The organism is Herbidospora daliensis (assembly GCF_001570585.1).
In the GTDB taxonomy this organism is placed as follows: domain Bacteria; phylum Actinomycetota; class Actinomycetes; order Streptosporangiales; family Streptosporangiaceae; genus Herbidospora; species Herbidospora daliensis.
In genome coordinates this window covers 616,590-633,418 of record NZ_BBXF01000003.1, presented here as the reverse complement: position 1 = coordinate 633,418, position 16,829 = coordinate 616,590, and the positions used below count along the sequence as shown (strand labels likewise).

14 protein-coding genes are annotated in these 16,829 nt (G+C 71.9%); 7 read left to right on the top strand and 7 right to left on the bottom strand.

From position 1 onward, the window contains the following. Positions 1–29 precede the first annotated feature (29 nt). Positions 30–1,223: a low temperature requirement protein A gene (locus AW274_RS18080; RefSeq protein WP_198169266.1), complete on the top strand. Its 1,194-nt coding sequence runs from the start codon at positions 30–32 to the stop codon at positions 1,221–1,223. Here AW274_RS18080 and AW274_RS18075 read toward each other — a convergent pair. Beyond that, positions 1,189–1,947 (bottom strand): ion transporter, encoded by a 759-nt coding sequence (locus AW274_RS18075; protein WP_062433439.1) that lies wholly within the window; start codon positions 1,945–1,947, stop codon positions 1,189–1,191. The two genes, AW274_RS18080 and AW274_RS18075, sit on opposite strands and share 35 nt — an antisense overlap. Before the next feature lie 104 nt (positions 1,948–2,051). Beyond that, on the bottom strand, positions 2,052–2,666 hold the full coding sequence (rpsD, locus tag AW274_RS18070) for a 30S ribosomal protein S4 (RefSeq protein ID WP_062433436.1): 615 nt from the start codon (positions 2,664–2,666) through the stop codon (positions 2,052–2,054). A gap of 71 nt (positions 2,667–2,737) precedes the next feature. Here rpsD and AW274_RS18065 point away from each other — a divergent pair, with 71 nt between their 5' ends. Both AW274_RS18065 and AW274_RS18060 read left to right on the top strand, forming a co-directional pair. Continuing rightward, complete coding sequence (locus AW274_RS18065; RefSeq protein WP_062433431.1) at positions 2,738–3,463, top strand: DUF2470 domain-containing protein; 726 nt, start codon at positions 2,738–2,740, stop codon at positions 3,461–3,463. 210 nt (positions 3,464–3,673) lie between these two features. Beyond that, complete coding sequence (locus AW274_RS18060) at positions 3,674–6,526, top strand: AfsR/SARP family transcriptional regulator (protein WP_062433428.1); 2,853 nt, start codon at positions 3,674–3,676, stop codon at positions 6,524–6,526. A 5-nt stretch (positions 6,527–6,531) separates the two neighbouring features. Here AW274_RS18060 and AW274_RS18055 read toward each other — a convergent pair whose 3' ends face one another. From AW274_RS18055 to AW274_RS18045, 3 genes are all read right to left on the bottom strand, one after another. Beyond that, positions 6,532–7,317, bottom strand: coding sequence for an SAM-dependent methyltransferase (locus AW274_RS18055; RefSeq protein WP_062433425.1), 786 nt, complete (start codon positions 7,315–7,317; stop codon positions 6,532–6,534). Positions 7,318–7,375: 58 nt separating this feature from the next. Continuing rightward, positions 7,376–8,197, bottom strand: coding sequence for an SAM-dependent methyltransferase (locus tag AW274_RS18050; protein WP_062433422.1), 822 nt, complete (start codon positions 8,195–8,197; stop codon positions 7,376–7,378). Positions 8,198–8,617: 420 nt separating this feature from the next. Further along, entirely contained in the window at positions 8,618–9,751 is a 1,134-nt protein-coding gene (locus AW274_RS18045) for an ROK family transcriptional regulator (RefSeq protein WP_157520378.1), read from the bottom strand. Positions 9,752–9,884: 133 nt separating this feature from the next. On the opposite strand from AW274_RS18045, the gene edd reads away from it, so the two are divergent. Genes edd through eda form a run of 3 tightly spaced genes read left to right on the top strand, consistent with a single transcriptional unit; the run spans position 9,885 to position 13,279 of the window. Then, positions 9,885–11,708: a phosphogluconate dehydratase gene (gene edd / locus AW274_RS18040; RefSeq protein ID WP_062433417.1), complete on the top strand. Its 1,824-nt coding sequence runs from the start codon at positions 9,885–9,887 to the stop codon at positions 11,706–11,708. After that, a complete protein-coding gene (locus tag AW274_RS18035) occupies positions 11,709–12,668 on the top strand; it encodes a glucokinase (RefSeq protein ID WP_062433415.1) in 960 nt (319 codons plus the stop codon). Then, positions 12,665–13,279, top strand: a complete 615-nt coding sequence (eda, locus tag AW274_RS18030; RefSeq protein WP_062433412.1) for a bifunctional 4-hydroxy-2-oxoglutarate aldolase/2-dehydro-3-deoxy-phosphogluconate aldolase — start codon at positions 12,665–12,667, stop codon at positions 13,277–13,279. Before AW274_RS18035 ends, eda begins: the two co-directional genes overlap by 4 nt. Before the next feature lie 112 nt (positions 13,280–13,391). On the opposite strand, the gene AW274_RS18025 is transcribed toward eda, so the two are convergent. Continuing rightward, positions 13,392–14,414 carry a LacI family DNA-binding transcriptional regulator gene (locus AW274_RS18025; protein ID WP_062331177.1) on the bottom strand — a complete coding sequence of 341 codons (1,023 nt, stop codon included), beginning with the start codon at positions 14,412–14,414 and terminating at the stop codon, positions 13,392–13,394. Between the two features lie 426 nt (positions 14,415–14,840). On the opposite strand from AW274_RS18025, the gene AW274_RS18020 reads away from it, so the two are divergent. Beyond that, positions 14,841–16,133: an ABC transporter ATP-binding protein gene (locus AW274_RS18020; RefSeq protein ID WP_062433408.1), complete on the top strand. Its 1,293-nt coding sequence runs from the start codon at positions 14,841–14,843 to the stop codon at positions 16,131–16,133. 3 nt (positions 16,134–16,136) lie between these two features. On the opposite strand, the gene AW274_RS18015 is transcribed toward AW274_RS18020, so the two are convergent. Beyond that, positions 16,137–16,751 (bottom strand): ACT domain-containing protein, encoded by a 615-nt coding sequence (locus tag AW274_RS18015; RefSeq protein WP_062433405.1) that lies wholly within the window; start codon positions 16,749–16,751, stop codon positions 16,137–16,139. Between the last annotated feature and the right edge of the window lie 78 nt (positions 16,752–16,829).

Sequence of the window (16,829 nt, the reverse complement as noted above, 5' to 3'; positions counted from 1 at the left end):
CCGGGCGGGCAACGCGTACATTCCTGTGCGTGTCTGAGGTGGAAGCGGTCGAGCGGCACGCCAGTTGGCTGGAGCTGTTCTTCGATCTGATCATCGTGGTGGCCGTCGCGCAGCTGGCCCACATCCTGCATCCCACGCCCGAGCATCCTCTCGACGTCCAGAGAGTGCTGCTCTTCCTGGGGCTCTACTACGCCATCTGGAGCGTCTGGACCTCGTTCACGCTCTACGCCAACGTCGCCGGGCCGAAGACCCGGCAGCGGGCGATGCTGGCGGCGATGTTCGGGATCGCGGTCATGGCCGCGTCGGTGCCGGAGGCCACCGGGGAACACGGGACCGCGTTCGCCATCGCCTACGTCTACTGCCGCCTGCTGGCCACCTCCACGTGGGGCTCCACGAACACGTTCTTCGGCGGCTGGCCCGCCGCGCAGAACGGCGCGGGGCTGATCCCGTGGGTGATCTCGATCTGGGCGCACGAGCCGGCCAACCGCTACTGGTTGTGGGGTATCGGCATCGCGCTCGACCTGACCTTCTCGTTCCTGCGCGGCGGCGACAGCGAGCAGCAGCTCAGCCGGATGAGCAAGCGGTTCGAGGAGCATCAGGAGCGGCGGCTGGCGCGCGGCCGGCGGTTGCGGCCGATCACGCTGCCCCGGCCCGCGCGGGTCGACGGCGACCACCTCGCCGAGCGGCTCGGGCTGTTCGTGATCATCGTGCTGGGCGAGGCGGTCATGCAGGTCGTGGTGGCCACCTCGGAGATCGAGTGGACCCGCCCGCTGGTCGTGTCGGCGATGGCCGGGTTCGGGCTGCTGGTCTGCTTCTGGTGGCTCACCCTCCGGTACGGGGCCTCCGCGGCCCCCGTACAGGAGGTGAAGGCGAAGGTCACGCTGCCGAGCCACTTCGCGATGACCGCGGGGGTCGCGGCCATCGCGGCCGGGCTCGGGGCGCTGGTCGCCCACCCGGAGGGCCACCTGGAGGAGGCGGTGAAGTGGACCCTCTGCGGCGGGACGGTCGTCTACTTCCTCACGTCGGGCGTCATCGCGGCCGCCTCGAAGGCGCCGATCGGCTGGCTGCTCGGCTGGACGCTGCCCGCCGTCGCCGGGCCGGTGGTCCTCGGGCTGCTGCCGCTCCCCGGCTGGGGGCTGGTGCTCGGCCTGCTGGCGGTCGCCGGATGGCAGGTGTGGTTCCCGCAGTTCACGGCGCGCCTGCGGGCTCGCGCAGCGACCTGACCTCTTCTCTGAGCTCGGCCAGTTCGGCCAGGATGCGCTCGCTGACCTCGACCTCCTCCTCGTCCATGGCGCTCACCACGACCGCGATGAAGAGGTTGACCACGACGAAGGTGCAGATCAGCACAAAGACGACGAAGAAGATCCAGGCCGACGGGTAGACGGTCATGACCTGGCGGGTGATGTCCGACCAGCCGTCGCCGGTCATGATCTGGAACAGGGTGAACAACGACGTCTGCAGGGTCCCGAAGTAGTCGGGGGCGACGTGGCCGTACATGCGGGTGCCCATGACCGCGGCGACGTACAGGACCAGACCCAGCAGCGCCGCGATCGAGGCGACGCCGGGGACGGCGGTGAGCAGCGCGCCCACGACCCGGCGCAGGCTCGGCACCGCCGAGACCAGCCGGAGCGCCCGCAGCACCCGCAGCGACCGCAGGACGGTCAGCCCGCCGGCGGCCGGCATGAGCGAGACCACCACGACGATGGAGTCGAAGACGTTCCACGGGTCGCGGAGGAACCGGGCGCGCTGGACGTAGAGCCGCGCGGCCAGTTCCACGACGAAGATGACCAGGGAGACGCGGTCGATGAGATGGAGGAGGTCGCCGTAGCGGGCCATCGCGTCGGCGGAGGTCTCCACGCCGAGGGCGGCCGAGTTGATCAGGATGACGGCGATGATCGCCTGCTGGAACCGCTTGGACTCGATGATGTACCGGACACGCTCGCGCACCGTTTTTGCCCCCGGGGGAAGCGAACAGGAACAGCAGGCGAGCGTAATCGCGGTCGAACGAATGCCCGGGGACCCCGGGAAATACGGCGATCCCCGGCCAAAGGCTACCGAGAGTAGTGTTCCACGACGAGTTGCTCGTCGACCGGGACGGCGATCTGCTCGCGCGTCGGCGCCGACACAAGGGTCACCGTGAGCTCCTTCAGGTCGACCGACAGATAGGCGGCCGGGCGCTCGTCGGCGTAGACGCCCTCGGCGGCGGCGACGAACGGCTGCATCTGCCGCGACCGGGCCCGCACGCCGATGACCTGGCCGGGCTTGACGAGGTAGCTGGGGATGTCGACCTTACGGCTGTCGACGGTGATGTGGCCGTGGTTGACGTACTGGCGGGCGGCGTAGATCGAGGCGGCCAGCCCCGAGCGGACCACGACCGAGGCGAGCCGGGTCTCCAGGATGGCCAGCAGCTCCTCGCCAGAGCGTCCGGGGCGGCGCACGGCCAGGTCCCAGTAGCGGCGCAGCTGGCGCTCGGACACGTCGTAGTACCAGCGCAGCTTCTGCTTCTCCATCAGCCGCATGCCGTAGTCGCCGACGTTGCGGCGGTTGGTCTTCCGGCCGTGCTCCCCGGGCGGGTAGGGCCGCGCTTCGAAGTACTTCACGGCCTTGCGGGTCAGCGGGACGCCCGCCCGCCGCGACAACCGCACCTTCGGACCCGTGTAGCGCACGTGCACTCCTCTGTGGTTAGGTAACCCTTGCTAAGGTAAGCCTTACCTTAACAGACCGAAGGAGAGTCACGATGACCCAGCCCGTCTCGGCTCCCCCGATCACCGAACGCGTCCGCACCCTGGCCGCGACGGCGGCGCCCACGCACGTCGCGGTGGCCGGCTCCGAGCTGACGGCCCTCCCGGCGCGCGGCGGCGTCGACGCGCAGGGCCGCCCGGTCCTGCTGGTCAAACCCGATGAGGTCCTGTACGGCTGCCGCGACGACCTGGCGGTCACCGTCGACCTGGTCGCCACCCGCACCATGGGCGAGGCCGAACGCGCCCGGGGCATGCTGAAGATCAGGGGCTGGGCCGCCACGGTCCCCGGCCACGAGGTCCGCGAGACGGCCGTCGCCATCGCCGAACGCTGCCCCGACGAGGACCTCTTCGCCGTCATCGAGAACGGCGACCGCGCCCCGCGCCTGCTGCGCGTCGACGTGGCCGACGTGGTCTACCTGACGGGCACCGAGTCGGGCGTCCTCGACTCCGACGACTACCTCGACGCCGAGCCCGACCCGTTCCTCGACGTGGCCGAACGCATGCTGCACCACGTGAACTCCTCGCACCGGGCGCAGCTGGTGGCCGCCGTGGAGCGGCTGATGGGCGAACCGGCCCCCGACGCGTGGTTGTGGGAGCTCGACCGGTACGGCGCGACGGTCAGGGCGGGCCGCGACCGGCTGGTCCGGATGCCGTGGCCGACGCCGGCGCAGAGCCCGGAGGCGCTGGAGCACGCGCTGGCCTGCCTGGTCTGCGCCCACTGACGCCGGCGGCGGTGTCCCCCCGGGCACTTGGGGGTTGTTTCGGGTGTGCCCGAGGGGACCTCCCCCACGCGCCCCTCGCCAGGGCGCGAGTCCTGTGGGCGTGACCATAGCCTCCGGGACTCATCGTGTGATGATGGGGCGCTAATGGGTCGCTAATGATTTGTGGCGACTTCCTTCACGTTGAGGCGGAACGTCAGGAACGGGAGTGGTGTGCGGTTCGCGGTCCTGCGGCGGAGAACACACGTCGCCGACGAATCCGGGGGCGGGATCTCCCTGTCCCCGATCCACCGGCGTCTCCTGACCTGCCTGATCGTCGCCGGCCCCCGGGGAAGCTCCCCCGACGCGCTCGCGGACGCCGTCTGGGGCCCTCGCGAACGCAACGGGAACTCGCTCTCGTCGGCGATCTACCAGCTGCGGCGCAAACTCCCCGGCCGGGTCCCGGTGCTGGCCGACGTCTACCGCATCGAGCTGGCCGACGCCGACGAGGTCGACGTCCACGAGTTCCGCGCCCTGGTCGCGGCGGCCCACGACCACCAGGCCGCCGGCCGCCGCGCCGCGGCGATCGAGGCGCTGAAGGCGGCCCTGCGGCGGTGGGACGACGAGCCGCTCGGCGACCTGCCCGAGACGCCGGAACTGGACGCGGTCAGGGTGTCGCTGACGGAGGAGTTCACGACGGCCCGCGCCGCGCTGTTCCGGCTGCAGGCGCGGGCGGGGCAGTGGGTGGAGCTGGCGGGCAGCCTGCGGCCGGTCCTGGTCGACGACCCGTTCGCCGAAGACCTGCACACGCTGCTGATGGTCAGCCTCTACCGCAACGACCAGCGGCGGGCGGCGCTCTCGCACTACGAGGCGGCGGCGCGGATGCTCCACGACGAGACCGGCTCCGGGCCGGGCCGGGTGATGCGGGCGGTGCGGGACGCCATCAGCGCCGACCTTCCTGAGGCCGACGCGCTCCAGGTGGCCGGCCTGTCTCCCGTGGTGCCCCCGGCGGCGGGAGCGTTCCCGGACGCGCCGCCGGAGCGTGCCCGGGTGCCGCAGCAGCTCCCCCCGGCCGTCGTCGGCTTCTCCGGCCGGGCCCGTCTGGTGCGGGACGTCGCCCGCGCCGTCACCCGCACCCACGACGGCGTGCCCGTCGTCACCCTGTCCGGACCGGCGGGCGTGGGGAAGACCGCGCTGGCCGTGCACGTCGCGCACCGGATCCGCGACGCCTTCCCTGACGGGCAGATCTGGCTGGCCATGTCGGGCATGTCGGAGCAGCCGCGCAAACCGGCCGACCTGCTGGCCGAGCTGCTGCGCGGGCTCGGCGTCGCCGACGCCGACGTCCCGGGCGCGGTGGCAGAACGGACCGCGCTGATGCGCACCATGCTGGCCGACCGGCGGGTCCTGGTCGTGATCGACGACGTCACCTCCGACCACCACGTGACCCCGCTGGTGCCCGCCGGCGCCGGGAGCGCGGTCATGGTGACCTCGCGGCTGCTGCTGAGCCTGCCCGAGGCGGCGCCGTTCCGGGTCGAGCCCGTCTTGGAGCACGAGTCGCTCGAGATGCTGCGCGGCATCGTGGGCGCCGACCTCGTCGACGCCGACCCGGGCGCGGCCGCCTCGATCGCCGCGGCGTGCGGCGGGTTGCCGTTCGCCGTCCGCGTCACCACCGGCGTGCTGGCCACCCGCCCTGACCTCGGGCTGACCGGCCTGGCGGCGCGCCTGTCGGGGGCCGAGGTGCTGCCGCACCTGCGCAACGGCGACGCCGTCGTGGAGGGGCTGCTCCAGTCCAGCTACACCTTCTTACCGGAGGACGCGCGGGCGGCGTACCGGATGCTGGGCATGGCCGGGCCGGGCCCGTGGCTCGACTGGCAGGCCGCGATGCTGCTCGGCGTCGACGACCCCGCGCCGGTCCACGAGACCCTGGCCCGGCACAACATGATCTTCCCCGCCGGGCTCGACGGCGCCGGCCGCGACCGGTGGGCGATGCACGACCTGTTCCGCGAGTTCGCGCACGCCCGGCTGGCCGACCCCGGGCACGCGCCCGAGCACGAGTCGACGATGCGGCGCATGCTCGTCGCGTGGTTGCTGCTGGTCACCTTCGCCGACGGGTTCATGCCGGTCGAGCCGTTCGCGCCCGCCCTGCAGGCGATCACGTCGTTCGGCCCGCAGCCGACCGGCCTCAAGGCGGCGTTCGCGCTCATCGAGGACGACGCCCGCGCCTGGTTCGCCGCCTCGACGGCCTCCCTGCTGACGGCGGTGAAGGTGGCCTGCCGGCAGCAGCAGGTCCTGTTCGCCTGCGGCCTGGCCCGCCGGTTGTCGGCGTGGTTGTACGTGAACGGGCGCACCGGCGAGGCGTACACGATGTGGCGGATGGTGCTGAACGCCGCCGAGGACACCGACGTCAAGATCGCGGCCGAGGCGCGGTACCGGATGGCGCGGCTGCTGGCCCGCCAGGGTGAGGGGCGGCGGGCGCTGCCGATGCTGGCCACCAGCATCGACCACTTCGCCGAGCGGCAGGACCGGCGGGCGCTGGCCCGCGCCCTCGCCCTGCGGGCCCGCCTGCACACCAGGGCCGGCCGCCTCGACGCGGGCCGGGAGGACGCCGACCGGGCGGTCGCGGTCGCGGCCGAATCGCAGGATCCGCTGCCCATGATCAACGCCGACGTCTCGTCGGCCGACGTGGCGGCGCGCGAGGGCGACCTGGCCGAAGCGGTCGCGCTGTCGCGCCGGGCGCTCTCCCGCGCCCGGGAACTCCCCGAGGGGACGCGGCCCAGCCCCGGCGACGAACGCGCCTCCTACGAGGTGGTCGCCACGTGGGCGCTGATCCGGGTCCTGACCGAGGCCGGGGAGGCCGACGAGGCGATCGCGTTGTCGCTCCCGGCGGCCGAACTGGCCGAGTACGCGGGCCTGGCCCGGGTGGCGGCGACGATCCACGAGCACCACGGCGACCTGCTGGCGTCGGCCGGCGACCGGTGGACGGCCGTGGCGGCGTGGTGGCAGGCGGCCGACCTGCACGGCGACCGCAGGCGGCGCGCGGCGTGCCTGGCCAAGGCCCGCGCCGTCGAGGACGCGTACCGGAAGTGACGCGGTCAGGGTTTGCGGCCGACCGCGGCGTACCCCGAGAGCGGCAGCACGACCGGCGGGTCGGCCGGGGCCGGCCAGTCGGTCACCGGCACCAGGCCGGGCCCGACCAGGTCGAGGCCGTCGAAGAACGACACGATCTGGTGGCGTCGCCGCAGCTGCAGCGGCCGGTGGAACAGCGGGTTCCGGCGGTGCACGTACGCCAGCATCTCCGGGTCGGCGCCGTCGGAGGTGACGTGGGACATCACCATGTGGCTGCCGGACGGCATCTCCTCCATCATCGCCCGGGCGATGCCGACCGGGTCGTCGTGGTCGGGGATCAGCGACATGGTCGAGGTCCACAGGACGGCGACCGGGCGGGTCAGGTCGAGGACCCGGATGACGGTGCCGTGCGACAGGATGCCCTCGGTGTCGCCGGCCGCGGCCTTGATCTGCCACACCCGCCGGGTGGCGTCGAAGTGCCGGGGAGGCACCCGGCTGGGGGCGCCCGGGTCGCTGTCGACGTACACGATGCGGGCGGCCGGGTTCACGGCGTGCGCCGCCTCGTGGACGGGAGGGCTGCCGGGCGTGCCCGACCCGATGTCGAGGAACTGGTCGACGCCCTGCCGGGCGCAGTAGGCGACGGCCTCCATGAGGAACCGGGTGCTCTGCCGGGCGAGGTCGACCAGCGCGGGCGCGGCGGCGGCCACCTCGTCGGCCGCCCTGCGGTCCTGCGGCCGTTCCCGCTCCGATCCGACCAGGTGGAGGTAGACGTGCGCCAATGAGGGCGCGCGGTCGCCGTCGGGCTTTTCCACGGGGCTCCTAAGTCGAAACCCCTCCGGCCTTCGCCGGAGGGTCGCGCGAAACCGCGGATCAGGGCTTGACCGCGACCCCGCCGAGGATGCGGGAGTTCAGATGGTTCGGTTCCTCGCCGTTCACCGTCCACCGGCCGCACTGCACCAGCCCCGGCGGCACCAGCTCCAGGCCCTCGAACATGGCGGCGACCTCGTCGCTCGGCCGCAGGATGAACGGCGCGGTGAGCGCCTGGTTGGCGTCGGCGATGCCGTCGAGGGCGGTCGCGTCGAAGCCGTCGGTGCACGCGTGCGACAGGGCCACGTAGCTGCCCGGCGGCAGGGCGTCGACGAGCGTGCGCATCGCCTCGGCGGGCTTCTCGTGGTCGGGGACGAAGTGGAGCAGCGCCACCAGCATCAGCGCGACCGGCTCGCCGGGCTCCAGCAGCTCCCGGACGGCGGGGTCGGCGAGGATCTCCTGCGGCCGCCGGAAGTCGCCCCGGACGTAGCGGGTCAGCGGGTTGTCGCTCAGCATCGTCGCGGCCATGGCGACGGCCATGGGATCGTTGTCGACGTAGACGACGCGGGCGTCCGGCCGGCGCCGCTGGGCGATCTCGTGCACGTTGTCGTCGGTGGGCAGACCCGCGCCGATGTCGAGGAACCGGGCGACCCCCTGGTCGGCCAGGAACGGCACCACCCGCTTGAGGAACTGGACGGTCGCCCGCACCGACGGCATCGCCTCGGGGAAACGCTGCTTGAACACCTCGGCGGCCTGACGGTCGACCTCGAAGTTGTTCGTGCCCCCGCGCAGGTAGTCGTAGATCCGCGCCGCGCTGGTGGTCGTGGTGTCGATCCCGGCGGGAAGCCCGTCGGGGAAGTCGGGGAGACTCTCGGGAGTGGTCAAACGGTACTCCTGTGCGTGGAGGGGTTCCCCGCCCCGCAGAGGCCCGCCGCCAGGCCCCGACACGCGGGCCCCGCGAACCGTGGGAGGGGATCGGCACCCCGAATTTGATCACATTCCGCCCGAGTTCGGATGTTTCAGATGGGGAGGATGATCTCACCCGCCACGCTGAGAGATCGGGTGGCGGCAGGGGGTCGGGTGGCCGGCCGGGCGGAGCCGTAACGGAAAAAGGATTTCGAGCGGAGCGAGCAGCCGTCCGAGCGGAGCGAGGCTTTCCAGGGAGTGCGAGGGGCGGAGCCCTTCGCCCGGGAGCGGCAGCGACCTCCGGAGCGAATGCGACGGCCGGGACCGCGAAGCGGGCCGGGGGGAGCGTGAGGGGGCGCAGCCCCCTCACAGCGGGGGGTTCGGGGGGTCGTCCCCCCGTCAGATCGCGTCGGGGTCGAGGATGCGGTCGATCACCAGGAGGGCGCAGCCGGTGATGCCCGCTCCCGGGCCCAGGCGGCTGCGTTCGATGCGGAGGCTGCGGGTGGCGAGCTGGGTGGAGCGCTGGTAGACGACCTCGCGCACGCCCGAGACGAGCGGCTGGAACATCTCCGCCACGTCGCCGCCGAGCACCACCACCGACGGGTTGAGCAGGTTGACCGCGCTGGCGATGACCTCGCCGAGCCAGCGGCCGGCCTGGCGGACCACGGCCATCGTCTCGGCGTCGCCCTGGCGGACCAGGACGGTCACGTCGGCGAGGGTCTCGACGTCGCGGCCGCGTTCGCGGAGGGTGCGCAGGATCGCGGTGCCGCTGGCGACCGAGTCGACGCAGTCGAGGTTGCCGCAGCGGCACAACACGCCGCCGCCGTCGCGGACCGGGATGTGGCCGATCTCGCCGGCCGCGCCGAGGGCGCCGCGCATGACGGTGCCGCTGGAGACGACGCCGGCTCCTATGCGGGTGGAGACCTTCACGAACAGCAGGTCGTCCTGGTCGGGGTAGACGCCGCGGTGTTCGCCCATCGCGATGACGTTCACGTCGTTGTCGACCAGGACCGGGACGGGGAAGCGTTTGGCGATGCGGGGCGGGATCTCGACGCCCGTCCACGAGGCCATCACGCGGGCCGACTCGGTGCGGCCCCGGGCGTATTCGACGGTGGCGGGCACGCCCAGGCCGACGCCCGCGAGAGGGCCCCGGCCCTCCAGCAGTTTCTCCCACGTGTCCATCACGAGGCCGAGGACGGCGTCGGGGCCCGACTCGACGTCGATCACCAGGTCTGTGCGTTCGATCACATCGCCGGCCAGGTCGCACAGGGCGATCTGGGTGCGGCTGGCGCCCAGGGAGGCCACGGCCACGACGCCGCCCGAGGCGTTGAAGCGCAGCCGCACGGGGGGCCGGCCGCCGGTCGACGGGCCTTCGGCGTCCTCCACGACGAGGCCGCGTTGCAGCAGCTCGTTGACGCGGTGGGTGACCGCGGGGCGGGAGAGCGCGGTGACGCGGCCGATCTCGGCGCGGGTCGTCGCCTCTCCGCCGCGGATCAGCTGGAGCACCTCACCGGTGGTGGCAATCCGTGACATACGTGGCATCGCCTCAAGCATAGTGGTTGACCGAAGTTCACCGACTTATTCATTCTAAGTTACAAAAGTCGGCTTGATGAATACCTAAGGTTCGGGCTAATGTCCCCCTTGTCCGTATTGAGGAGGGGACGTCATGACACACCCGGCCGTGGCCGAGGTCACCCAACGCATCGCCGATCGCAGCCGGGAGTCCCGCACCGCCTACCTGTCCCGTGTGGACGCCGACGCGGCCGAGCTGCGTCGACGGGGGCCCGCACGGGGCCATCTGGGCTGCGCCAACCTGGCGCACGGGTTCGCCGCCGCCGGTGACGACAAGCCGCTGCTGCGGGCGTCCACCCGGCCGGGCGTGGCGATCGTGACGTCGTACAACGACATGCTCTCGGCGCACCAGCCGTACGAGAGCTACCCGCCGGAACTCAAGAAGGCGGTCCGGGCGGCCGGGGGTGTCGCGCAGGTGGCCGGCGGGGTGCCGGCCATGTGCGACGGGGTCACCCAGGGCCGCGCGGGCATGGAGTTGTCCCTCTACAGCCGCGACGTCATCGCCATGTCGACGGCCATCGCGCTCTCGCACGACATGTTCGACGCCTCGCTGCTGCTCGGGGTCTGCGACAAGATCGTGCCGGGGCTGTTCATCGGGGCGCTGCGGTTCGGGCACCTGCCGGCGATGTTCGTGCCGGCCGGGCCGATGACGTCGGGGCTGCCGAACAAGGTGAAGGCGCGGGCCCGGCAGAAGTTCGCCGAGGGCAAGATCGGCCGCGCGGAGATGCTCGACGCCGAGGCCGACAGCTACCACTCCCCCGGCACCTGCACCTTCTACGGCACCGCCAACTCCAACCAGCTGCTGATGGAGGTCATGGGCCTGCACCTGCCGGGCTCGACCTTCGTCAACCCGCGCACCGAGCTGCGCCACGCGCTGACGGCCGCAGCCGCCAAGCGTGTGGTGGAGCTGACCGCGCACGGCGACGAGTACACCCCGATCGGCCACGTCGTCGACGAGAAGGCGATCGTGAACGCCGTCGTCGCGCTGCTGGCCTCGGGCGGCTCGACCAACCACACCATGCACCTGGTCGCCATGGCTAACGCCGCCGGCATCACGCTGACCTGGGACGACATGGCGGCGTTGTCGAAGGTCGTGCCGCTGCTGACCCGGATGTACCCCAACGGCGAAGCCGACGTGAACCACTTCCACGCCGCAGGCGGCATGCAGGTGTTCATCGGCACGCTGCTGGACGCCGGGCTGCTGCACGACGACGTGCTGACGGTGGCCGGGCGGGGGCTCGGCCTCTACCGGTCGGCGCCGGAGCTGAAGGAGGGAGAGCTCGTCTGGACCGAGCGCGCCGAAGGCAGCGGCGACCTGTCGGTGCTGCGCCCCGCCGATGAACCTTTCTCGCCCGACGGCGGCATCCACATGGTCGGCGGCAACCTGGGCCGGGCGGTGTCGAAGGTGTCGGCGGTCAAGCCCGAGCACCTGGTGATCGAGGCGCCGGCGAAGGTGTTCGACGACCAGCTCGACCTGCTGCGCGCGTTCGAGGCCGGTGAGCTCGACGGACAGGACTTCGTCGCGGTCGTGCGCTACCAGGGGCCGAGCGCCAACGGCATGCCGGAGCTGCACAAGCTGACCCCGCCGCTGGCCGTGCTGCTCGACCGAGGACAGAAGGTCGCAATCGTTACAGACGGCCGTATGTCGGGCGCGTCGGGCAAGGTGCCCGCCGCGATCCACCTGTCGCCCGAGGCGGCCGACGGCGGCGCGATCGCGCTGATCAGGGACGGCGACCCGATCAGGCTCGACTCGACCGCCGGGACGCTCGACGTGCTGGCCGACCTGAGCGCCCGGACCCCCGACGGCGCCGCGAAACCTGATGACAAATGGGTGGGAACCGGACGCGAGCTTTTTGCCGCCTTCCGTCGTACGGTTGGACCCGCGGAACGCGGTGCCAGCATCTTCGGAGGGTTCTAAGTGAGCTACCCCTGGCTCGTCGCCGACATCGGCGGCACCAATGCACGTTTTGGAATCGTCTCCGGGCCGGGCGCGGTGCCCGAGGCGGTGGCCGTCCTCAACGTGGCGGAACACCCGACGTTGCCCGACGCGATATCCGCGTATCTGGCCGACCACGCCGACGGCGTGCGGCCGGGCGCGGCCTGCGTGGCGATCGCCGGGCCGGTCAAGGGTGACCACTACACACTGACCAACGGTTCGTGGTCGGGCTCGGTGACGGGCCTCGGCATCCCGCAGTCGCACGTGCTGAACGACTTCGAGGCGCTGGCGATCTCGCTGCCCCACCTGGCGGGCGACGACCTGGTGGCGCTGGGCGGCCCGGCGCCGGCGGCCGGGATGGTGAAGGCGGTGCTCGGGCCCGGCACGGGGCTGGGCGTGGCCGGCCTGGTGCCGGCCGGCGACGGCTGGGTGCCGGTGCCGGGCGAGGGCGGGCACGTGTCCGTCCCGGCGGTGACCGACCTGGAGTTCGAGATCGTCAAGGCGCTGCGCGCCGACGGCCTGCCCTACGTCGACGCCGAGCACCTGCTCTCGGGCTCGGGCCTGCCCCGGCTGCACCGGGGCCTCGCTCTGGTCCGCGGCATCAAGACCACCCGCAAGAGCGCCTCGGAGATCGTGGCGGGCGACGACGACCTGTGCCACGAGACCGTCGAGGTGTTCCTCGCCCTGCTGGGCGGGTTCGCCGGCAACGTCGCGCTCACGCTGGGCGCGCGCGGCGGCGTCTACCTCGGCGGCGGGGTGCTGCCCCGGATCGTCGACCGCGTCCGCGGCAGCGACTTCCGGTCCCGGTTCGAACTGACCGGTCCGGCCCTGTCCGACTATCTGACCGCCATCGCCACCTCGCTGATCGTCGCCGAGCAGCCCGCTCTGACGGGTGCGGCCGCCTGGCTCCAGCAGCGGGCCACTAGTGTGGAGTACGTATGAGTTCCCTCCTCGACCTCGCCCCCGTGGTGCCCGTCGTCGTGATCGACGACGTCGACACCGCCGTGCCGATGGCCCGCGCCCTGGTGGCCGGCGGGCTGCCGGTCATCGAGGTCACCCTGCGGACCGAGGCCGGGCTGGAGTCGATCCGCCGGATCGCCGCCGAGGTCGAGGGAGCGGTCGTGGGCGCGGGCACGGTCCGCCGCCCCGCCGACGTCGCGGCCGCCGTCGAGGCGGGGTCGAGCTTCCTGGTCTCCCCCGGCTCCCCCGCCGCCCTGATCGACGAGATGACCGCCTCGGGCGTGCCGTTCCTGCCGGGCGTGGCGACCGCGACCGAGGTCATGGCGCTGTTCGAGCGCGGCCTGCGGGAGATGAAGTTCTTCCCGGCCGAGCAGGCCGGCGGCGTCGGCTACCTGAAGGCCCTGGGCGGCCCGCTGCCCGAGGTGCGCTTCTGCCCCACCGGCGGCATCCGCCTGGCGACCGCGCCCGACTACCTCGCGCTGCCCAACGTCGGCTGCGTCGGCGGCACGTGGCTCACGCCCGCCGACGCGCTGGCCGCCGGAGACTACGCCCTCATCGAGAAACTCGCCGCGGAGGCCGCCAGGCTCCGTTGACAGCCTCGTCAGCCAGGCCATCCTCCCTCGGCCGAAGCTGGCGGCCATGCCCGCGTCCGCAACCCGGAAACACGGCCATGGGTACCGGGGCCCGTGACACCCAACCAGGACGTCACGGGCCCTTCCCGTGCCTGGCGCCGGTCGAGCGGCGGACCACCAGCTCGGGCTGGAACATCAGCTCCAGGTTCTTCGACGGCGCGCCGTCGACGATCTCCAGCAGGGTCTCCACGGCCGCCGAGGCCATCGCGCCGATGGGCTTGCGCACGGTCGTCAGCGGCGGGTCGGTGAACGGGATCAGCGGGGAGTCGTCGAAGCCGACCACCGAGACGTGGCCGGGCACGTTGAGCCCGCGCTGCCGGGCGGCCCTGATCGCGCCGAGGGCCATCAGGTCGCTGGCGCAGAACACGGCCGTGCAGCCCCGGTCGAACAGCGCCCCCGCCGCCGCCTGGCCCCCCTCGACCGTGGCCAGGCTGTGCTCGATCAGGTCGTCGGCGTCGGCGGCCCGGGGCAGGTGGGTCATGGCCTGCCGGAAGCCCTCGATCTTGCGCAGGGCCGGGACGAACCGGCGCTGGCCGAGCGCGAGCCCGATGCGCTCGTGCCCGAGGTCGACCAGGTGGCGGACGGCCAGGCGGGTGGCCAGGCGGTCGTCCGGGGAGATGAAGGGCGCCTGGATCGCCTCGTTGTAGCCGTCGACCAGGACGATCGGCAGGCCGCGGTCGGTCATCCGGGTATAGCGGTCCATGCGGGCGGTGGCGTCGGCGTGCAGGCCGGAGATGAAGACGATGCCGCTGACGCCCCGGTCGATGAGCATCTCGGTGAACTCGTCTTCGGGGGCGCCCCCGGACAGCTGGGTGCACAGGACGGGGGTGTAGCCGTGCTGGCCCAGGGCCTTCTCGACCGCCTGGGCGAAGGCCGGGAAGACGGGGTTGTCCAGCTCGGGGGTGACCAGTCCGATCAGGCCGTTGCTGCGCTGGCGTAATCGGAGCGGGCGTTCGTACCCCATGAAGTCGAGGGCAGTCAGGACGGCCTGCCGGGTGGACGGGGAGACCCCCGCCTTCCCGTTGAGCACGCGGCTCACGGTCGCCTCACTGACCCCCGCCTGCACCGCGATGTCGGCGAGCCGGGCGTTGTTCATGCGCGTATCCTCACCGCCCGGCGGCTTTCGGGCCAGGAACGCTACTTCACCTGTTCTTCGCATTGCAGAAAGTAGGCCGCTCACCTTTGATCCGCCCTTGTCAGGGCCGGAAGTCAAATGAACCTTTCATGTCGGCGTTTCGGGAAATGTCAGCTCATGACGAAGAACGTCGTGAAAACCAGCAGGAAGTTCCGCAAGCCAGTTGGGGCTCCAGATACAGCTCACGGCATTTCGGGCCACCCAGAACACCGGGTCACCGTCGTTCGATTGGGTCACCCCTGGTCCCGGCAACACCCCGGTAACCCCCCGGCCTCCCCTTTTTCACGACATGTATGGACATGGACCGTGCCCACGCGATGTACTACCTCATCAATCACCCAGATGGCGGGCTCCGGGCACTGCGCGCCCGGAAGGGAACGAGAACCTATGAGCCAGGTCGTCCTCGACAACGTCACCAAGGTCTACCCAGGCGGATTCCTGGCTGTGGACCGGATGAATCTGCGCGCCGAGGACGGCGAACTACTGGTGTTACTCGGGCCGTCGGGCTGCGGGAAGTCCACCTTGCTCCGCATGATCGCCGGTCTTGAGGACATCACCGACGGCGACCTCTGGCTGGGCGGGAAGATCGCCAACCATCTGGCGCCCCGCGACCGCGACGTGGCGATGGTGTTCCAGAACGGCGCGCTCTATCCGCACCGGACGGTGCGGGGGAACCTGTCCTTCCCCTTGGAGATCGCCAAAGCCGACCCCCAGATGGTGCGCGACCGCGTCGTGGAGTTGTCGAAGGCGCTGCACATCGACGAGACGCTCGACCGCCGGCCTGGAACGCTCTCCGGCGGCCAGCGCCAGCGGGTGGCCATGGGCCGTGCCATAGTGCGTCAGCCGTCGCTCTTCCTGATGGACGAGCCCCTCTCGAACCTCGACGCCGGCATGCGCACCGAGCTCCGCATGGAGATCTCCAGCCTCGTCCGCGCCCTCGGCGTCACCACCATCTACGTGACGCACGACCAGATCGAGGCCCTCACGCTCGCCGACCGGATCGCGATCATGAACCGGGGCGTGCTGCAGGACATCGGCACCCCGGCGCAGGTCTACAACGACCCGGCGACCGCCTTCACGGCGGCGTTCCTCAGCTCGCAGCAGCTCAACCTGCTGGCGGCCACGGTGCGTACACCGCAGAACCAGTTCATAATGCTGGACTTCGGCACCCACCAGATCACGATGCCGTGGACCGATCCACGTGCTTACGCGGTGTCACAACACACCGGCAGCCAGATCATCGTCGGCATCCGCCCCGACGCGCTCGCGCCGATGCCCGAGGGCATGGACGGCCCGATGTTCATGGGCCGGGTCCGCACGCTCGAATACCACGGCCACGAGTGGCTGGCCTACGTCGAGTGCGGGATCCCGGCCGTGGCCGTGCCCGAGCCGCCCGACCCGAGGTTCCGGACCGCGAACGGCGGGGCCAACGGCTCGAAGACCCGGTCGATGATGCGGCGGTTGTTCAACTCCGACACCGACGCCGACGAGACCCCGTCAGGCCCGCAGCCCGTCGGCGGCCCGAACGGGCTCGGGTCGCACCGCCGGGCCGACCTGATCGTCCGGCTGGGCGCCCGGCCGTCGTGGCGCGCGGGCGAGCACGCCCGGGTGGCCGTCGACGTGTCGCGGCTGATGTTGTTCACCCACACCGGCGCGCGCATCGACCCCCCTCGTCGCTAGCGGCTAGCGGCTCGCCCCCGCGTGGGCGAGCACCGAGACCACGCCGACCAGCCGGGTCACCTTGTCCTGTTCGGCCCGGTGGAACGCCGGGCCCTGCCGTCGCGCCACGACCAGGCACAGGTCGCCGATCGGCACGCTGAGCAGGTTCAGCGTGCCCTCGGAGAACGCCGTCGCGCGGGGCGCGGTCAGCCGGGTGGCGTCGAGGGCCTCGGGGGCCTGCCAGCTGCCGTGCACGACCTCGCCCGACGCGCAGTCGACGGCGACCGCCCATTCGGCGCTGACCAGGTCGGGCACCGCGTCGACCAGGGTGAGCACGGCCCGCTGCGGTTCGGCCGCGACGTGGCCGAGCAGGTCGTAGTCGGGGCTCGCGCCGGGCGTCTCCCGGGTGGGCCAGGCCGCCTCGACCCGCACCCCGGGCACGACGCCGATGCGCTCGCGCAGTTCGTCGGCGCTGAAGACGGCCGACCACGAGACGGTGAAGTCGTCGATCGCCCGGCCCGCTTCGCGTTCGAGCACGGTCACCTGGAGGATGTCGGCCCCCATCACCCCGAAGGCCCTGGCCACCTGGCCGAGCACTCCCGGCCGATCGGGCAGCGACACCCGCAGACGCAGCAGCATGACCAGCCTCCTTTCTTCCCCCGCCGACCACCACACTGGCTTACGCACGTTTCGGTCGTGTTCCGGAAGGATGTCCAG